We start from the raw sequence: 15655 nt of genomic DNA, 5'->3' as shown, positions 1-15655 counted from the left end.
AGTTGGCTGACCTGAGGCTGGGCCCGCCGCATCTGCTCTTTACCGTTATTCACCCATGCCGTCTCTATCGAGATCTGTTTCTAAACCGCTCGACAAGGCTACATCGCGCCCGTCGATACGCTGGGCAACCTTTGTAATGGCGGCCATCGTGGGGCTATCGGCAGCCATTGTGGTGGCTTGGTTTGCGGGTGAGGCAAGAATTACCAAGATTTTTGCCCAACTCCAGGTATTGCAGAGTCAGCCCCCCATGTGGCTTGAAGTACCGATGGTGGCGGCCCAGTATCTGGTGGCCCCCACGGTGGTGTTGCTGCTGCTGGCCTTTGCCATTACCCGCATCTCACCCCGGCCCCGGCCCTGGTCGCGGTGCATTGTGATCAGCATTTTGCTGGTTTTAGTGACCCGCTATCTCGTCTGGCGCTGCCTCTCAACCCTAAATTTGGCCTCACCCCTAGAGGGCACCTTCAGCCTGCTGCTGCTGGGGATGGAGCTGTTTGGCCTCACGATCAGCATTATTCAACTGCTGCTGCTGCTGCGGGTGCGCGATCGCCGCTCCCAAGCCGATGTACTGGAGCACGATGTGCGCCACGGGCACTACCAGCCGTGGGTGGATGTGTTTATCCCCACCTACGATGAACCAGCTTTCATCCTGCGCCGCACCGTCATCGGGTGCCAGGCGATGGATTACCCGCGCAAGACCGTGTACCTGCTCGATGACACTCGCCGTTCTGAGATTAAAGCTCTGGCGGCAGAGCTGGGCTGCCAGTACCTAACTCGCCCCAACAACTACCACGCCAAAGCTGGCAACCTCAACCACGCCCTCGAACTCACCCAGGGAGAACTGATTGCCTCCTTTGATGCCGATTTCGTCCCCACTCGCAATTTTCTCTGCCGCACCGTGGGCTTCTTTCAAAATCTCAAGGTGGGGCTGGTGCAGACGCCCCAAAGTTTCTACAACCCCGACCCCATTGCCCGCAACCTCGGTCTAGAAGGGGTATTGACCCCAGACGAAGAGGTCTTTTATCGCCAGATTCAGCCGATGCGAGATGGGTCGGGCAGCGTGGTCTGTGCTGGCACCTCATTTGTGGTGCGCCGCAGCGCCTTGGAAGACAGCGGTGGATTTGTCACCGAATCGCTCAGCGAAGACTACTTTACCGCCATCCGCATAGCGGCCCAAGGCAACGAGGTCATCTATTTAGACGAACAGCTCAGCGCCGGCCTGGCGGCGGAGAACATTTCAGCCCATATTACCCAGCGGCTGCGGTGGGCCAGGGGCACCCTCCAGGCATTTTTTATCGAGTCTAACCCCCTGACGATTCGAGGGCTCACCCCGCTCCAGCGCCTGGGCCATTTAGAAGGGCTGATGAACCAGATGGGCAGCATTCCTCGCCTGGTGTTGTTGCTGATGCCCCTGGCCTACTCGTTTCTCAATGTGGTGCCGATTCAGGCCAATACCTCAGAGGTGCTGTATTTCTTTTTGCCCTACTACCTGGTGCAGCTCACGGTGTTTGCCTGGCTCAACCACCACTCCCGCTCAGCCCTCATGTCTGATGTTTATTCAATAGTGCTGGTGTTTCCCCTGGCCGCGACGGTGGTGCAAGCCCTGGTCAAACCCTTTTCAAAGGGCTTTGACGTCACGCCAAAAGGCACGTCTAATCAGAAGTTTCAGTTTAATTGGCGGCTGAGTCTGCCCCTGGTGATTTTGTTTGGGCTTACTGCCGTCAGCCTGTGGCGCAACCTGGGTCTGTGTCTGACGGCCGGATGGGGCAGCGACACCTACGATTTACAAGCCAAGGGACTGGCTCTGGGCTGGCTGTGGAGCGCCTACAACCTGGCGATGATCGCGATCGCCCTGCTGATCTTGCTAGATGTTCCCCGCCCCGACCCCCATGTGTGGCTGAAGCTGCGCCGAGTGGTGAAGCTGACGCCCCGGCTGTTTCAGGCAGCGGACGATCGCTCTGCCTCCATGCCTATCAGTAGCCCTGCCCCTCGAACCTGGTGGGGCATTACGACGCTGATGTCAGAGACCGGGGTCGAGGTGGCCCTCACCCAGCAAACCTCTTTGGAGCATCCTCTCAGTGTGGGAATGGCGGTAGATTTAGAAATCGCTGAGGAGGCGATCGCCCTGGAGGGCATTGTCACCGCCATTGATTACCAAGACGAATTTCCTCACCTACGAGTGCAGTTTGGCCCTATGGCTCCTGCCACCTACCGCACCCTGGTCACTACCCTGTTTTGTCGCCCTGGCCAGTGGAAGCGGTGGAACAGCCCCGGTGAGTTGCAATCGATCGGGCTGCTGCTGCGGGTGCTGTTTTGGCCACGATGGGCAAATGACCGCAGTTCCAAAGCGCTGCCAGTCGTCAAAGGGTAAACCATCCGCCTAGAAACACTCTATGATGGCGGCTATCACACTACCCACTGCGCCTTTGTCGCCTCGCGCCCTAGCCTATGCAGATCACCTACGACCCCGATCGCGACATCCTGCAAATCGCCTTTAACCAGCGCGAAGTTGGCGAAACCGCCCGCATTTCGCCTAACCTCATTCTCGATTACGACGACGACGGCATGATTGTAGGGCTCGAGCTGCGCGAGGCCTCCCGCCGGGTTGACAGCCCGCTCTCGGTCACGTTTACCATAGGCGACGCCGACCTCGAAAAGCCGCAGCCCTAGCAGGGCAGCAGAGTGCCCTAGGCTAACGCGATGTGATTGAACTCAAGAATCGCGGCGAATTCAGTGGCGGGGCGCTGGAGCCGGCGAAGCAAAAAAAAGGGGAGGCAATGCCTCCCCAGTCCTCATGACTTACTCTCAATCGTCAACCGCTAGCGCAGAGACATCTCTTGCTCTGAGTTAGGCTTCACCCGCTTCAATGGCAGGGGCTTCAGTACCACCCAGGCTGATCTTGACTACCTTATTGCGGGCTTCAACCACCTTGGGCAGGGTCAGGGTCAGCACGCCGTGGGTGAAGTCGGCCGCAACCTGGTCGTTTTGCACCGCGTCGGGCAGGTTGACCATGCGCTGGAAGCTGCCGTAGCGGGTGTCGTCGTAGAGCACCTGGGTGCCTTCTTCAGCAGGGGCTTCGGGAGCCTTGCGAACGCCGGCGACGGATACGCTGTCAGCGGTTACCTGCACGTCGAGGTCAGCAGCGCTGACGCCCACTAGGTGAGCAGTCAACACAAACTCATTGCCGTGGTCAACCAGGCGAATGGCGGGAGCCCAATCGGTCTTAGTCAGCGCTTCATTGGTGAGATCGCCAAAGGCGTCGTTGATCTGGCGACGAATGGCGTTGATTTCGGTAATGGGGTCTAAGTAGCGACGAATAATCATGGGTTCTAAACCTCCTGGTACTTGCCTTTGCAAACGTCTAAGGTGAGTCAGGTCAAGCATTTGCGCTTTCACTCTCTACAGCTACTATGGTGCGACAGAGCCGCTTCTACCTCCAGTCGTAGGAACCCTACTGAGATGGCGAACTTCCCCACCGAACCAGTTGTGGGGTTAACCGTAGAGCGATCGCACTCTCAAGCTATAGGTCAAGAAACCCAGTTTTTGGGGCAGCAAGCAGACTATTAATGGTTCACCAACCAGCTAGAGGATAGGAGGGTTGCATGATGCCTTGTGTAGGTATGCGATCGCCATTGCCGCGACTGCGATTGTTAAAGCGACGGACGCGATCGCGATTGCAGCCCCTGGACATGCCATTGCAGCCTGGTGATATGCCATTACAACTCGATGACATACGATTGCAGGGCGGTGATATGCGATCGCAGCGAGATCTGACGCCCAAAATTCTCTGGGAGTACCATAGCGGTAAGGATGTCTCCCTCAGCCCACCCCGGTATGGATCGCGCTCAGCTTTTCGATGACCTCAGCAACTTGCCGCCCGCCATCTTCGAGCGGCTGTTGTTTGCGCTTAAACCACCTGGCGGCCTCATTCCTGGCGACACTGCGCCGCAGATGAACCGGGTGAAGGCGTTGCTGGACTGGGCTGAAGGCTCCAGCGGTCGGGGAGTAGAGGGAATTTTGGCCTACCTAAATCAGCTCTCACAGCAGATGCTACCTACCCAAGACCAGGATCTCCCTAATTTTCAGCCTTATCTGCAATCTCTCCTGGAGAATGAGGATTATATCGAGTGGCAAGAGGTTTACACTCCAACAACGGTGGAAGATCGGCAGCGAGTGCCAGTGCAGGATGCCATGACCGTTTCACAACATCGGTTTTCATTACGGTTGAAGTTGCGGGCAGAGACGGGGAAGCCCGACCAGAAGGAGCAGGGCAACCAACACGATAGGACACCGAAACCCCAGGAGCGGATGGAGCAATGGGATGTGTTGGCAGGGCTGCGAAACTATGCGGCTGAGCATGTAGTGCTAATCGGCAAACCCGGATCGGGGAAATCAACCTCGTTGGAACGATTGCTCTGGGAAGAGGCAGAGAAAGCGTTACACGATTCAACCGCTCGAATACCAGTGCTGGTGAAATTACGCCGATGTACCGGAACAATAGAGGGACTGATTCGAGATTTCCTAGTTGGTCATAAGGTAGCAGTAGAGATTGCCCAAATTCAGAAACTATTGGGCCAAGGAAGGTTCCTGTTACTGTTGGATGGCCTGAACGAGTTGCCTGAACGATTCAGGACAGAAATTGCCAATTTTCGGGATAGGTATCACTCCACCACCCCGATGATTATCTCTACGCGGGAGCTGAGCGCGGGCGGCACCCTGGGCATTGCAAAAACTCTGAAAATGTTGCCCCTGACAGAGCCGCAAATGCAGGAGTTTGTGCAGGGCTATTTGGGATATGAAGGCGATCACCTATTTCAGCAGATTCAAGGTAACAGACTCCGTAAGTTTGCCGAAACGCCGCTGTTATTGTGGATGCTCTGTCAGGTATTCGCTCAAAATGGCAAGGTTCCTGACAATCTAGGACTGGCATTTAGGGAGTTTGTCCAACTGCATGATCAGGAACTCCAGGCAGATGCCCCAGCAGATTCTAGAGATCAGTGGCATAAGCTATTGCGCCATCTGGCGTTTGTCATGATGCAAGGAAAAACCTTAATCGATCTTGAGCTGTCTATTCCTAGAGAGGAAGCAGAAGACTGTTTAACGGCATATTTACAACAAGCGGGCAGGTCAAATCCCAGAGAGTTTGCCGAGTGCTGGCTCAAAGACTTGCTGAAATATCATCTAATCCAGCCCGTTATTCAACCCAACTTTGAAGAGCACATTGAGTTTCGCCACCAACTGATTCAAGAATATTACGCGGCAGAATATTTACGGCGATTGCTGCCAAAGCTAAGCGATGAGCAAATCAAGCGTGACTACCTCAACCTGTTGAAGTGGACAGAAGCGATCGCCCTGATGCTGTCGCTAGTAGATAACGAGACCCAAGCACTACGAGTAGTAAGGCTAGCTCTTTCGGTAGATTTAATGTTAGGCGCAAGACTGTCTGGAGAAACAGTCGAGATATCTCAACAATACGCCACACAATTAGTGGAAGCTGTAGATGCATCTGAATTACTGAAAGTCTTACTCCTAGGCAGTACGAGATCTAAGCATGTTGTTAGCGCTCTAAAGTCCTCCCTACTTCATGAGAACCCTGAAATACGTCAAAAAGCTATGTCTGCTTTTGCAGAGATAAAAGATAGCTCAGCAATAAATGCGATTTCTCATATGATAGACGATGAAAACCCAATGGTTCGTGGTGAGTTAGCTATGACCCTTGGAAAAATTGGCACTGAACTTGCTGGACTCAAACTTAAAGAGTGGAGAGAAAAATCGCCAAACGAGGAGCCATATTTTGATATCAGGCAGCAAACTGCTCTTTGGGATATCTACGGCGATGAAGAAAAACCTTCTCTATTTCGCAGCGTTTTTGATGATGATGACAGTGACAATGACGCTGAAGATCTCTATGAATCAAGCAGTTTAAGCCACTCAAGCACCGATATTGATCTCACGCATCTAGTCTATGCTGCAAAACACGAGAGTCCATATCTTCGTCAATTTGCGGTAGTAGAACTGAGAAATTACCGTGAGCCTAACTGTCAAGAGATAGTTTTTGAGCTGCTTGTTAACCTGATAAACGATTCAGATCGTCTTGTGCAGCAAGCCGCATTCAGGGAATTGCAATACTATCTTGAAACCCCCTGTAAAAGCCAAGCGATCAACATATTTTTAGAGCAAGTGAAAGATCCTTCTTCAGGCTTGCAACTCCATGCTCTTGAAAGAATTGAAAAATATTATAATTTAATAGATGAAAAAGAGATTGATGCAGTTCTGATTGATACTGCAAATAGCTCGGATTTTCTTATTCGACTCACTTCCATTAGAAAAATCGAAAAGCGGGCAGAAGCTGTTTTCCTGACAGTGTTATACGAAGCATTGAATGACGAGAAAGAAATACGCCGTAAAGCAGCAAAAGTGCTGGGAGAAATAGGTCATCCTGATTCTTCGCAAAAGATTGTTCAAGCAATGACATGTCATCAGGATGATGATACTTTCATCAAGCATGCAATCAAAGCCCTTGGCAGCATTGGTGGATCCCTGGCGATTGAAGCGCTTGGAAGAATCCTGCTCCAAGGCGACGGAAAATTTACTGGAGATATATTGGAAGCATTAGGTGATACGAAAGACTCTCTCGCTGCATCATTTTTACTAGAAGTGAAGTTTGATTCTCATCAATTATCTTCATCCTGGCTAGAGTTGAAGAGAGTCAATGCTTTAGGTAAAACTGCTGATGGAGATTTGCTTTCTTCACTGAAAAAAGCTTTGCAAACGGTAGCTGATAAGGATTTCTTGAAGGAATTACTTACGGCAATTCTTTATATTCAAGATCGGTGTAAATTCTACAATTACGAAATCTGGCAAGCTCGTTTAGCAGGCCAGCAGGGCGACGGCACCTCCAGCCAAAGCGACAAAACAATCTCAAACACAATAACAATCAAAACGGTAGAGAAACTAACAATCATGAGCGAAAAAGCACCCATTTTCAATCAGCAAAATGCAACGATCGGGGTTAATTACGCAGCCGAAGGCAGTCAACAAGACGTCACTCAGCACATCCACGCTTCAGAGCAAAACTTTGAGATCCTTCTAACGGGCTACAAACAATTCATCGACGAACTCCAGCAACAAAATACTCACGTTACCGACGAAACTGCCATCATCCAAACCATCAACATCGAAGCCCGCCGCATCGATACCCGCTGGCAAAACTTCCTCAACCTTCAACGTCTGTGGAATGGCGGCAAAAAAGCAGCCATCAAAGTCGGTGAACACTTTGTCGAATCTAACCCCTGGGGCAAAGGCGCGATCGCATTTCTTGAAGGCGTCAGCGAAGATGTGGAGTAACCATCATTTAACTAAACGGGCTCAAAACCATGCAGATCACCCTTAACTTACCTGACAATCTCAACCAAACCGAAACGTTTAACCAAAGCGACTGGTTTCGAGAAATTGCCGTTGCCCTCTTCCAGCAAGAGCGCATTTCTCTCAGTCGTGCCAGCAAAATTGCAGGCATGGAGCTAATCAGTTTTCAAAAACTCCTAGCCGATCGCAATATCTGCGTCCACTACGATGTCGAAGATTTTGAGCAAGACATGCAGCACCTGCGCGATCGGGGCTGGCTATGATTGTCGTTAGCGACACATCTGCCCTTTCTAACCTGGCTATTATCGATCATCTCTGGCTGCTAAAAGCCATTTACCAAACCGTTATCATTCCAACCGTTGTGGCTGATGAGCTAGCCGCAGCCAGCAACCTCAAAATATCAGCAACACTTCAGCTAGATTGGATTCACCCTCAACTTTTGGTCAACACTCAACTCGCGAACCAGCTTCAACGGGATCGGGGTTTAGATGCTGGAGAAGCCAATGCGATCGCCTTAGCACTTGAGCTACAGGCCAACGATCTCCTTATTGATGAACGACTAGGACGACAAGAGGCACTGCGGCTGGGGCTTTCCATCATTGGCATTCTAGGCATTTTGGTCATCGCTAAGCAAAGAACCCTCATCCCCAAGGTTCAACCCATCATGGACGCATTGATCAACCAAGCTGGCTTTCGCATTAGCCCTCAGCTATATCACCGTGTTCTAGCTCTGTCTCAAGAACCCTAAACTCACTGAGCAACCTTTCAAATCATTTTTACAGCGTCACTAGGTCGGGATAGTAGGCGATCAGTTCATCAGCACTGAGGCTATCGCTGGGGTCCTGAGGCGTCCACAGCAGCTCGTAGACCAGTAGATAAGCGGGAGAAATAGAGCCTAAGCGCTGCAATACTGCTCTTAAATCAGCAACAGAATTAACGGTGCTAAACAAGGGGCGATCGTCCGCCGTGCCCAGCAGCAGCGTCACCACAATGTGAGAGGCCACATCTTCGCTGGGTCCACTGGGCATGGATCGCCGCTGCACCTCGCCGCCCACATTTACCAAAGTTTCGACAGTGAACTTGCTACGCTCTTGAATCGACAGCCGCTCAAACAGTTCTGATGCCCGCTCTCGCCCGGACACCGTCTGCGAGTCGGCCCGCACATGGGTCCAATAGTCGGGGTGGCGCAGCAGCGCCAGCACTGTTTCGCGCAGTTGAGATGCGAGCCCCGCCGGGGTGGTGAGGTCAGCGTTGACAGCAATGCGATCGAGGTCGCGCTGAAGATCTCTTGCCCCCGCTAGCAGCACTATCTGTAGGCGCGTCACGGTGACAATGTCGTTGAGCAGCTCGCTCTGGCTACCCGCCGCCGCTGAACCGTCAAACCTACGACTGCCGCCCTGCAAATAGTTAAACGCGATGGGCAGCACAATAAACCCCACCACTACAATCACAATCAAAAATCCACCGCCGCCACCGCCACCACCCGTGCCCACATACACCGGAGCCGGAGCGTAGGTGGGGTAAGGCACAATCACGGGCCCCGGAGCCGAGCGATAGCCGTAGCCACCACCATAGCCACCGCCATAGCCTCCACCATACCCACCGCCATAGCCTCCACCATACCCACCACCGTAACCGCCGCCATAGCCACCGCCGCCATAGCTAGGCAAACTGCGTGGAGCTGAGGGTGCGGGCGCAGAGGGGCGGCTAAAGGAGCCACCCCGGCTCATGCCGCCGCTGACAGCCTGTTCTCTAATCGTTCCCGACGGCACAAAGCCCTGGCTAAGCCGCTCTTCGATCGCCCCTAGGGAAAGGTGATGGTTTTTAACCACCGGCACTACCCCCAAATAGACCACCATCGCAATCATGACGGTGGTGGCAGCAATCATCCACCAAAGCCGCTTAAAGCTAGAGCTCACCTGCATCACGGGTTCTCCAATAGTTCATCGATGTAGAGTTTGTAGATCGCTTGGAACCTCTCCTTGAGTATCCAAGAAACTCCATAGCTTGGGGGTTAATAATCCTAAACTCGTCGGCAGCAGCACCGTTGAAGGCACAAGCAGCATGATCGCACCTGAGATGAAGTGAAGGGGTAGGCAGCACTGATGCAAATCCGGCCATTAGCGCATCCACCGCTTGAGTAAGCATCGTCATTAGTCCGCGGAAGCCTAGGCAGGTTACGTTGCCAAAACCGTAACTCCACATCGCTTCCTTATAGTTCATTGATAGATTGCCTAAGGACTCAGAAGAGATACAGTCAGCGTTTTGAGCCATGCCTAAGCAGAAGACTGTGGTTCTCCCTGCTGAACGTTAGGTGTGAGATTAATCATGAACAAGCGAGTATTTTCTGCTCTTCTAAGCGCTGGCTTAGCAGCCGCCACCCTGGGCAGTGGGGCGATGATAGGAGGCCAAGCCGTGGCGCAAACCCAGCCCGAGTGGCACAACTGCATGACCCGTGAGGTGTTTACCCCCGAGAAACAGGTTTGGTGCGATCGCTGGGGCACCCTGATCAACGGCACCTACATTGTGCCTCTAGGTTTTGGCCCGGAACCCACCTTTGAAACCGTCACCCTTGAGAATGGCGAGTATAACCGACCCGGCGAACTCATAGTCAGCATGGCCAAGGAACCAAATTGGCTGGCCTTTGGCGACATCGACGGCGACGGCAAAACCGATGCTGCTATCTTCTTTGGCGTCAACCAGGGGGGTGGCACCAACCTGATCACCTACGTAGCGGCAGTAATGGATATTGATGGCGCAGCCCAGGCATTGCGCCCCGTCGCCCTGGGTGAGCGAATCATGCTCAACGGCCCCACCACCATCGACAACCAGCGGATCAACGTGGCCCAGCTCACCCAAACCGAGGTCAAAAAACGCAGCTTCGTGGTCGACAGCGACAGCCTCAGCGAGCTGGCTCAGCTACCGGGTCCGGTGGATTCCATCGTGCCAGACGGCACCATCATGTTTTCGCAGACGCCAATCTATGCGGTGAGGGTGTTTACCCAGCAGGGCCAGCCCCGCATCAACCTATTTAACAAATCCACCGGGCGGCAAGAGCTGAATGCCGCCCCGGCCACCGCCAACGCTTCGGCTGGGGGCCTCACCTTTACCCACGGCGGCACTCCCTCGGTGGCGGTGAACATTGCCGCTGACGGCACCCAAACAATTGAGGTCAACAACGCCGTGCAAACCAACTCCGCCAGCGTCACCGGCACCGTCAGCTATCTGCCCCGCATTGCCATGCCCCCCAACGCTATTTTGGAAGTCAGCCTAGTGGATGTCAGTCGGGCCGACGCGCCTGCGGTGGTGTTGGCTTCTCAGAGAACGGTGTTTGGCGATGCTCAAGGAGCGGCCACAGGCCAACGCCAGGTACCAATTTCCTTTGAGCTGGTCTACAACCCCGACCAGATTGACCCACGCTTGAGCTACGCAGTACAGGCCCGCATTGTCGTCGATGGGGATCTGCGGTTTACCACCACCAGCCGCTTTGCGGTGATCACCCAGGGCAACCCCACTAACGTAGAAGTTCGGGTTGAACAGATTTCGCGGTAAGCCCGGGGCAGCGAGTGGTTCTATCGGCGATAAACCTGACCGGGAGAACCACCCGCGACCCAATCTGTTTATTTCCTCTAATGCTTTTAGAACAAGCAGCGCAAGGATTCTAGCCAAGCTACACCACAGCCTCTGCTAAGCAACCTTTTACCAAGTTAAAGGCACCGGATTCAGTATTAGACCCTAAGCCGCTAAACGAGCTCTCCGAGGAAATACTGAGTACATTTGCTCATTAGCTCAGGTTATCAAATCAAAACACAATCAGCAGAGATTGTGTTAATGAAAATCTGTAATTGTTGTTACAATGAGAGACGGAGGAGATGAGAGCCCTCCAGTGGAAAAATTATCTAACCTTAGGCACTGCAAAAAGTGCTGGGTTTTGGTGGTTTCTTCCAGATTGAGAGAACAACGTAGATATTTAGTATCACCCACGTCGGCTTCCCTAGGGAGCCGATTTTTTTTATTCTTTACGATCGCGAGCGCCCTTCACTCTGCCTCTAGAGGTAACTTCACGCAGGAAGGGTAAACCGGCCCATGGGCAAGGGTAACGGTGACGATCTGATGGTCTATCTGAGCGCAGTTTCCAGGCCTTGCCCCGGTACCGCTATTCACTGCGTAGGCCGGAAAACAAGACGCCGCCACGCTCAGCCGCAGGCGGTGACCGGGGGCCAGGGTACAGGCCGTAGGCTGTAGGGGCAGCGTCACCTTTTGGGGGCCAGGATTAGCTGCTTCTGCATTGTCAACTCGGCACTGCCCCTGGGTGAGGTTGATCACCCGACCATCGCTATGTACCTCCGAGAGCACCACGCTGAGGTCAAAGCTGGGAGCATCGGCCTGGCAGTAGAGGACGGCGATCGCCGTTCCCACTAACGTCAGCCCTTCAGTCAAGGGAGCAGTCGTGTAGGTCAGTACGTCGGAGCGGCTGTCGATCGCCCCCCGATCAAAGGGGCCAGACGGCAGGCCGCAGTGGCCACCTAGGGAGGGCACTGGTCGCCAAGGGTCATGTACGATTACGTCTTCAGTTGGGGATGCCGGTTGTTTCTGAAGCTGAAACAAGGGCGGGCTGAGCACACCGTCGTCGCTGCGCATCCCCGCTAGGCCGCTACTGCTGAGGTAGAAGGATTGGCAGGGATGCGTCGGCCAGCGATCGCGCCCCTGCCACTGGTTCACCCCCATCACAAACAGCTGGATAGGAGATTTAGCACCTGTTTCAGAGAAAGAATCCTTCAAAAACTGGTCGAACCAGCGAATTTGCAGGCGATCGATTGGGCTGTCGGCCTCAGGGCCAAAATCCACTGCCCCTACCCGGCGGCTCCAGGGCAGGTGTCCCCAGGGGCCGATCCACAGTTCTTGGGGGGTGCTGCCCTGGGACACCATTTGCTGATATAGGCGCAGGTTGCCCCGTAGGTAAGGGTCATACCAGCCGCCAATGTGCAGCATGGGCAGATTTACCTCTGCTAGGTCTGGCCTGAGCGCCTGCCAGTAGCGATCGGGCTGGGGGCGATCGAGCCACTGGTGAAAGAAAGAACCGGGAGCATAGGTCTGTAGCACCCGGGGTCGGGCAGGATCAGCATCGCCCAGGGGCAGGGCATGGGCAGCCTGGCGAAGCGCCTGATACGCTACGGCATCCTGGTTTAGACGAGCGGTTTCGGCGGCGAGCTGGAGCGCCCAGCCCAGGCCAATCTGTAGGGGTAAAGCTCCATTTTCATAAGCCCAGTCGGCGTAGAGGTCGTAGCCGACCATGGCTGGGGCGATCGCTCGCAACGCAGACGGCTGCTTCGCCGCCGCATACAGCTGGGTCATTCCCTGATAGGAAAACCCGTACATGCCGACCTTCCCATTGCTCTGGGGAAGGTTCGCCGCCCACTGCACCGTGGCGTAGCCGTCGTCGGCCTCGTGGCGAAATAGGTCAAACTCCCCACCGGAGGTACCCCGCCCTCGCACATCTTGAATCACCACAATGTAGCCGTGGCTAGCGTACCAGCTGGGGTGGGCATAGACTACGGTGGATGCGATCGCTCGACCGTAGGGCTGTCGCATCAGCAGCACCGGAAATGACCCCTCACCAGTGGGGTAGTACACATCGGCATCGAGGTGAATCGCCTCTCCGGCCGAGGGGGAGGCCGGCGGGGGCAGCACCAGCGTTAGGGTTTGCGGGGGAGCAACAGCGTAGAGGCCAGGAGTGAGCAAGGGGTTACGGAGCGGTAGGGGTGGGCCTAGCCTACCAGAGGGATATAAAGGAGGAACCTGTAGCGACCTTTAGGGGTTGGGGGAATCGTGACGGCCTAAGACAGCCAAATCTTCATTGTCTAGCTCAACGGGAGTGCCACTGCGAATCAGCTCAGCAAAGTCTTCATTGGGCACCATGATGCATAGAGTGTAGAGCCGGGTAGGGCCAGTATTTTCGACCACATGCACCCCGCTAGGTGGCACCAAAATGCTGTCTCCCGCTTGAATGGCAACGGTTTTGCCGTCGCAGGTGGCGCGGCCTTCGCCCTTGAGCACAAAGAACATTTCAACGGCAACCTGGTGGCGGTTGGGAGGCGTTTTGCCGCCAACGTCAAAAATCTCGACGCAGTAGGTCAGCGACATGTTGGCAATGGTGGGATCAAACACCAGGGCAAGGCGGTTGCTGTCGCCGGGGCTAATGCGAAAAGCCTGGTAATCCTTCGGCGACTTATACACCGGAACGACGCAGCTGGTAGGCAACGAGCAGGTCAAGGGATCCATAACCATAGTATCCATAACCGGTTGGCCTAACGGAACGGCATGACTATGCTAAACAGACTCCCGCGCAGATCACAGTAGCTCACCGTACCGTTCATAAAAAGTTGCCTACCCAGAGGTTCCCGCCGAAGCTAAAACTACAAATTTAAGCGGCCACAAAGAGCTCCAACGGTTGGCGAATCAGCTCTGTAGCCTTTGGACTCTAAAGAGATTGCGTAGGATCTTTATGAAGTTCCTGGCTGAGGCAGTTTAGGGTTACGCTAAACCTCAGTATCCCCATCTGGCTGTGGTGCCAGACCAGCGGGGAAATCTAGAAACGCCTGGGTTGCTCTACTACCGCTATCAACGCTACTCGTTCCCCAGGTCTACGGTTACTCCCTTGGTCTCAAACGCAGCATGATCGACATCCTCATCATTGAGCACGATGCCGCCACAGAGCAATTTTTGGTCAGCGCTCTCAAGCAGCAGGGTTACAGTGTAACCACGGCCCGCAGCGGGGCAGAAGGTCTCACCCTAGCCGAGAAGCTGCTGCCGGGGGTGATCATCTGCGACTGGAATATTCCAGGCACCATTGACGGGTTGGCCATCTGTCAGGCGCTTAAGCATCACCCGGTGCTCTCGATTACGTCACTGCTGCTGCTGACGGCCCGCTACAGCACTGCTGACCGAGTCAAGGGGCTGGAGATGGGAGCTGACGACCTGCTCTCAAAACCAGTAGATATCAACGAGCTCAACGCCCGGGTGCGGGCAGGGCTGCGCATCTACCAGCTCACCCAGGATCTGCGCCAGCAAAAGCAGCGGATGGAAGCTGAGATGGCGGAAGCGGAGGGCTATGTGCGATCGCTCCTGCCCAGCGACCAAGTCGGCAGAGTGCCCATCCAATCGCGGTTTTTGCCCTCTCAGCAGCTCGGCGGCGACTGCTATGACTACTACTGGCTTGACCCCGACTATCTGGTGATGTATTTGCTCGATGTCTCGGGCCATGGGCTAGGGTCAGCGCTGCTCTCCACCTCGGTGCTAAACGTGCTGCGCGCTCAGTCGCTGCCCGACGTCAGCTTCTACCGCCCCGAAAAGGTGCTGCGGGCGCTCAACGAAACCTTCCAGATGAGCGATCAGAACCAAAAATATTTCACCATCTGGTATGGCGTGCTCAACTGCGCCAACCGCCAGCTGCTCTACGCCAGCGCTGGCCACCCCCCGGCGGTGCTGGTGTCGATCGACGCCGACCAAAAGGTGACAACCACCCGTCTGCGCACCCCCGGCATGCCCGTGGGCATGTTGCCTGAGGCCAAGTACCAGTGGCAGCGCTGCCAGCTACCCCCCAACAGCAGCCTTTATTTATTCAGCGATGGTCTTTACGAGGTGCTGCAAGACAATCAGCAGTACCTCGGTTTAGATAATTTTGTGGATTTGCTGGCCGTGGCCAAGCGCGAGCGCAGCATCGACCACATCCTCGATACCGTAATTAAGTGCCAAGCAGGGGAGGTCGCCAGCGACGATATGTCTTTGATGATGGTCAACTTAGATTAGTCTTCAGCCGCATAAATAATAAAGTGACTTTCCCAAGGGTGTCAGGTTTTAGGTATAAGTTTGGGGCTAACTCTTATACCTGAAACCTGACACCTTGCACCCCTTATTAGTATCTAAACCTAGGACACTTTGAGCTTGGCGTCTTCAAATGCCTGGCGGTTTTCATAAATTTCAAATACTCGGTCCATGCTAGTAAGTTCAAACAGCATACGGACCTGGTCGTTCATAGAGCAAATGCAAAAGCTGCGGTTTAGCGCTCGCGCCTTCTTAAGCAGTACAACCAGCGTGCCCAGCCCCGAGCTATCAATAAAGGTGATCTCTTTTAAGTCAACTAAAATAACTTCAATCCCTCCATCGAGTAGTGCCTCCACAGACTCGCGAAATTCTTCGGCCTTGGTGCTATCTAAAATACCGGTAGGCTCAATAACTTGAACGTTAGAATTCATAATAAAAAATCATTATCCAAAATTAACAACTGTTTGGT

Annotated in this window: 13 protein-coding genes; 8 read left to right on the top strand and 5 right to left on the bottom strand. The window is 54.1% G+C overall.

Annotation, left to right across the window (positions count from 1 at the left end):
* Positions 1 to 136: 136 nt before the first annotated feature.
* The gene (locus tag H6F75_RS04655) at positions 137 to 2368 is read left to right on the top strand and encodes a glycosyltransferase (protein WP_199303753.1); all 2232 of its coding nucleotides are present in this window, start codon (positions 137 to 139) and stop codon (positions 2366 to 2368) included.
* Between the two features lie 77 nt (positions 2369 to 2445).
* Complete coding sequence (locus tag H6F75_RS04650) at positions 2446 to 2667, top strand: DUF2283 domain-containing protein (RefSeq protein WP_190749648.1); 222 nt, start codon at positions 2446 to 2448, stop codon at positions 2665 to 2667.
* Positions 2668 to 2844: 177 nt separating this feature from the next.
* On the opposite strand, the gene H6F75_RS04645 is transcribed toward H6F75_RS04650, so the two are convergent.
* The gene (locus tag H6F75_RS04645) at positions 2845 to 3321 is read right to left on the bottom strand and encodes an Hsp20/alpha crystallin family protein (RefSeq protein ID WP_190749646.1); all 477 of its coding nucleotides are present in this window, start codon (positions 3319 to 3321) and stop codon (positions 2845 to 2847) included.
* Positions 3322 to 3599: 278 nt separating this feature from the next.
* Here H6F75_RS04645 and H6F75_RS04640 point away from each other — a divergent pair, with 278 nt between their 5' ends.
* From H6F75_RS04640 to H6F75_RS04625, 4 genes are read left to right on the top strand one after another with little or no spacing between them, the layout of a single operon-like run.
* Complete coding sequence (locus tag H6F75_RS04640) at positions 3600 to 3857, top strand: hypothetical protein (RefSeq protein ID WP_190749644.1); 258 nt, start codon at positions 3600 to 3602, stop codon at positions 3855 to 3857.
* Positions 3832 to 7344 carry a HEAT repeat domain-containing protein gene (locus tag H6F75_RS04635; RefSeq protein WP_190749642.1) on the top strand — a complete coding sequence of 1171 codons (3513 nt, stop codon included), beginning with the start codon at positions 3832 to 3834 and terminating at the stop codon, positions 7342 to 7344. The genes H6F75_RS04640 and H6F75_RS04635 overlap by 26 nt, the downstream gene beginning before the upstream one ends.
* A 29-nt stretch (positions 7345 to 7373) precedes the next feature.
* Positions 7374 to 7625, top strand: a complete 252-nt coding sequence (locus H6F75_RS04630) for a UPF0175 family protein (RefSeq protein WP_190749640.1) — start codon at positions 7374 to 7376, stop codon at positions 7623 to 7625.
* Positions 7622 to 8110, top strand: a complete 489-nt coding sequence (locus H6F75_RS04625; protein WP_190749638.1) for a DUF3368 domain-containing protein — start codon at positions 7622 to 7624, stop codon at positions 8108 to 8110. The genes H6F75_RS04630 and H6F75_RS04625 overlap by 4 nt, the downstream gene beginning before the upstream one ends.
* Before the next feature lie 28 nt (positions 8111 to 8138).
* Here H6F75_RS04625 and H6F75_RS04620 read toward each other — a convergent pair whose 3' ends face one another.
* Complete coding sequence (locus H6F75_RS04620) at positions 8139 to 9287, bottom strand: DUF1517 domain-containing protein (protein ID WP_190749636.1); 1149 nt, start codon at positions 9285 to 9287, stop codon at positions 8139 to 8141.
* Positions 9288 to 9690: 403 nt separating this feature from the next.
* Between H6F75_RS04620 and H6F75_RS04615 the strand changes: the two genes are divergently transcribed.
* A complete protein-coding gene (locus tag H6F75_RS04615; protein WP_190749634.1) occupies positions 9691 to 10914 on the top strand; it encodes a YbaY family lipoprotein in 1224 nt (407 codons plus the stop codon).
* Positions 10915 to 11400: 486 nt separating this feature from the next.
* On the opposite strand, the gene H6F75_RS04610 is transcribed toward H6F75_RS04615, so the two are convergent.
* Both H6F75_RS04610 and H6F75_RS04605 read right to left on the bottom strand, forming a co-directional pair.
* Positions 11401 to 13053, bottom strand: a complete 1653-nt coding sequence (locus H6F75_RS04610; protein ID WP_347710608.1) for a CocE/NonD family hydrolase — start codon at positions 13051 to 13053, stop codon at positions 11401 to 11403.
* Between the two features lie 120 nt (positions 13054 to 13173).
* The gene (locus H6F75_RS04605; RefSeq protein ID WP_190749735.1) at positions 13174 to 13623 is read right to left on the bottom strand and encodes a cupin domain-containing protein; all 450 of its coding nucleotides are present in this window, start codon (positions 13621 to 13623) and stop codon (positions 13174 to 13176) included.
* A gap of 414 nt (positions 13624 to 14037) precedes the next feature.
* On the opposite strand from H6F75_RS04605, the gene H6F75_RS04600 reads away from it, so the two are divergent.
* Positions 14038 to 15171 (top strand): SpoIIE family protein phosphatase, encoded by a 1134-nt coding sequence (locus H6F75_RS04600; protein WP_190749632.1) that lies wholly within the window; start codon positions 14038 to 14040, stop codon positions 15169 to 15171.
* A gap of 119 nt (positions 15172 to 15290) precedes the next feature.
* Here the strand turns inward: H6F75_RS04600 and H6F75_RS04595 are convergent, their stop codons facing one another.
* The gene (locus H6F75_RS04595; protein WP_190749630.1) at positions 15291 to 15617 is read right to left on the bottom strand and encodes an STAS domain-containing protein; all 327 of its coding nucleotides are present in this window, start codon (positions 15615 to 15617) and stop codon (positions 15291 to 15293) included.
* Positions 15618 to 15655: the final 38 nt, after the last annotated feature.

It is taken from the genome of Nodosilinea sp. FACHB-131, assembly GCF_014695395.1.
GTDB lineage: Bacteria > Cyanobacteriota > Cyanobacteriia > Phormidesmidales > Phormidesmidaceae > Nodosilinea.
The sequence above is the reverse complement of the archived record's forward strand: the minus strand, read 5'-3'. Positions and strand labels throughout refer to the sequence as shown.

Excerpts from the sequence above, each read along its gene's own strand:
- H6F75_RS04655 (WP_199303753.1), top strand. The coding sequence starts at position 137 with ATGGCGGCCATCGTGGGGCTATCGGCAGCCATTGTGGTGGCTTGGTTT.
- H6F75_RS04650 (WP_190749648.1), top strand. The coding sequence starts at position 2,446 with ATGCAGATCACCTACGACCCCGATCGCGACATCCTGCAAATCGCCTTT.
- H6F75_RS04645 (WP_190749646.1), bottom strand. The coding sequence starts at position 3,321 with ATGATTATTCGTCGCTACTTAGACCCCATTACCGAAATCAACGCCATT.
- H6F75_RS04640 (WP_190749644.1), top strand. The coding sequence starts at position 3,600 with ATGATGCCTTGTGTAGGTATGCGATCGCCATTGCCGCGACTGCGATTG.
- H6F75_RS04635 (WP_190749642.1), top strand. The coding sequence starts at position 3,832 with ATGGATCGCGCTCAGCTTTTCGATGACCTCAGCAACTTGCCGCCCGCC.
- H6F75_RS04630 (WP_190749640.1), top strand. The coding sequence starts at position 7,374 with ATGCAGATCACCCTTAACTTACCTGACAATCTCAACCAAACCGAAACG.
- H6F75_RS04625 (WP_190749638.1), top strand. The coding sequence starts at position 7,622 with ATGATTGTCGTTAGCGACACATCTGCCCTTTCTAACCTGGCTATTATC.
- H6F75_RS04620 (WP_190749636.1), bottom strand. The coding sequence starts at position 9,287 with ATGCAGGTGAGCTCTAGCTTTAAGCGGCTTTGGTGGATGATTGCTGCC.
- H6F75_RS04615 (WP_190749634.1), top strand. The coding sequence starts at position 9,691 with ATGAACAAGCGAGTATTTTCTGCTCTTCTAAGCGCTGGCTTAGCAGCC.
- H6F75_RS04600 (WP_190749632.1), top strand. The coding sequence starts at position 14,038 with ATGATCGACATCCTCATCATTGAGCACGATGCCGCCACAGAGCAATTT.
- H6F75_RS04595 (WP_190749630.1), bottom strand. The coding sequence starts at position 15,617 with ATGAATTCTAACGTTCAAGTTATTGAGCCTACCGGTATTTTAGATAGC.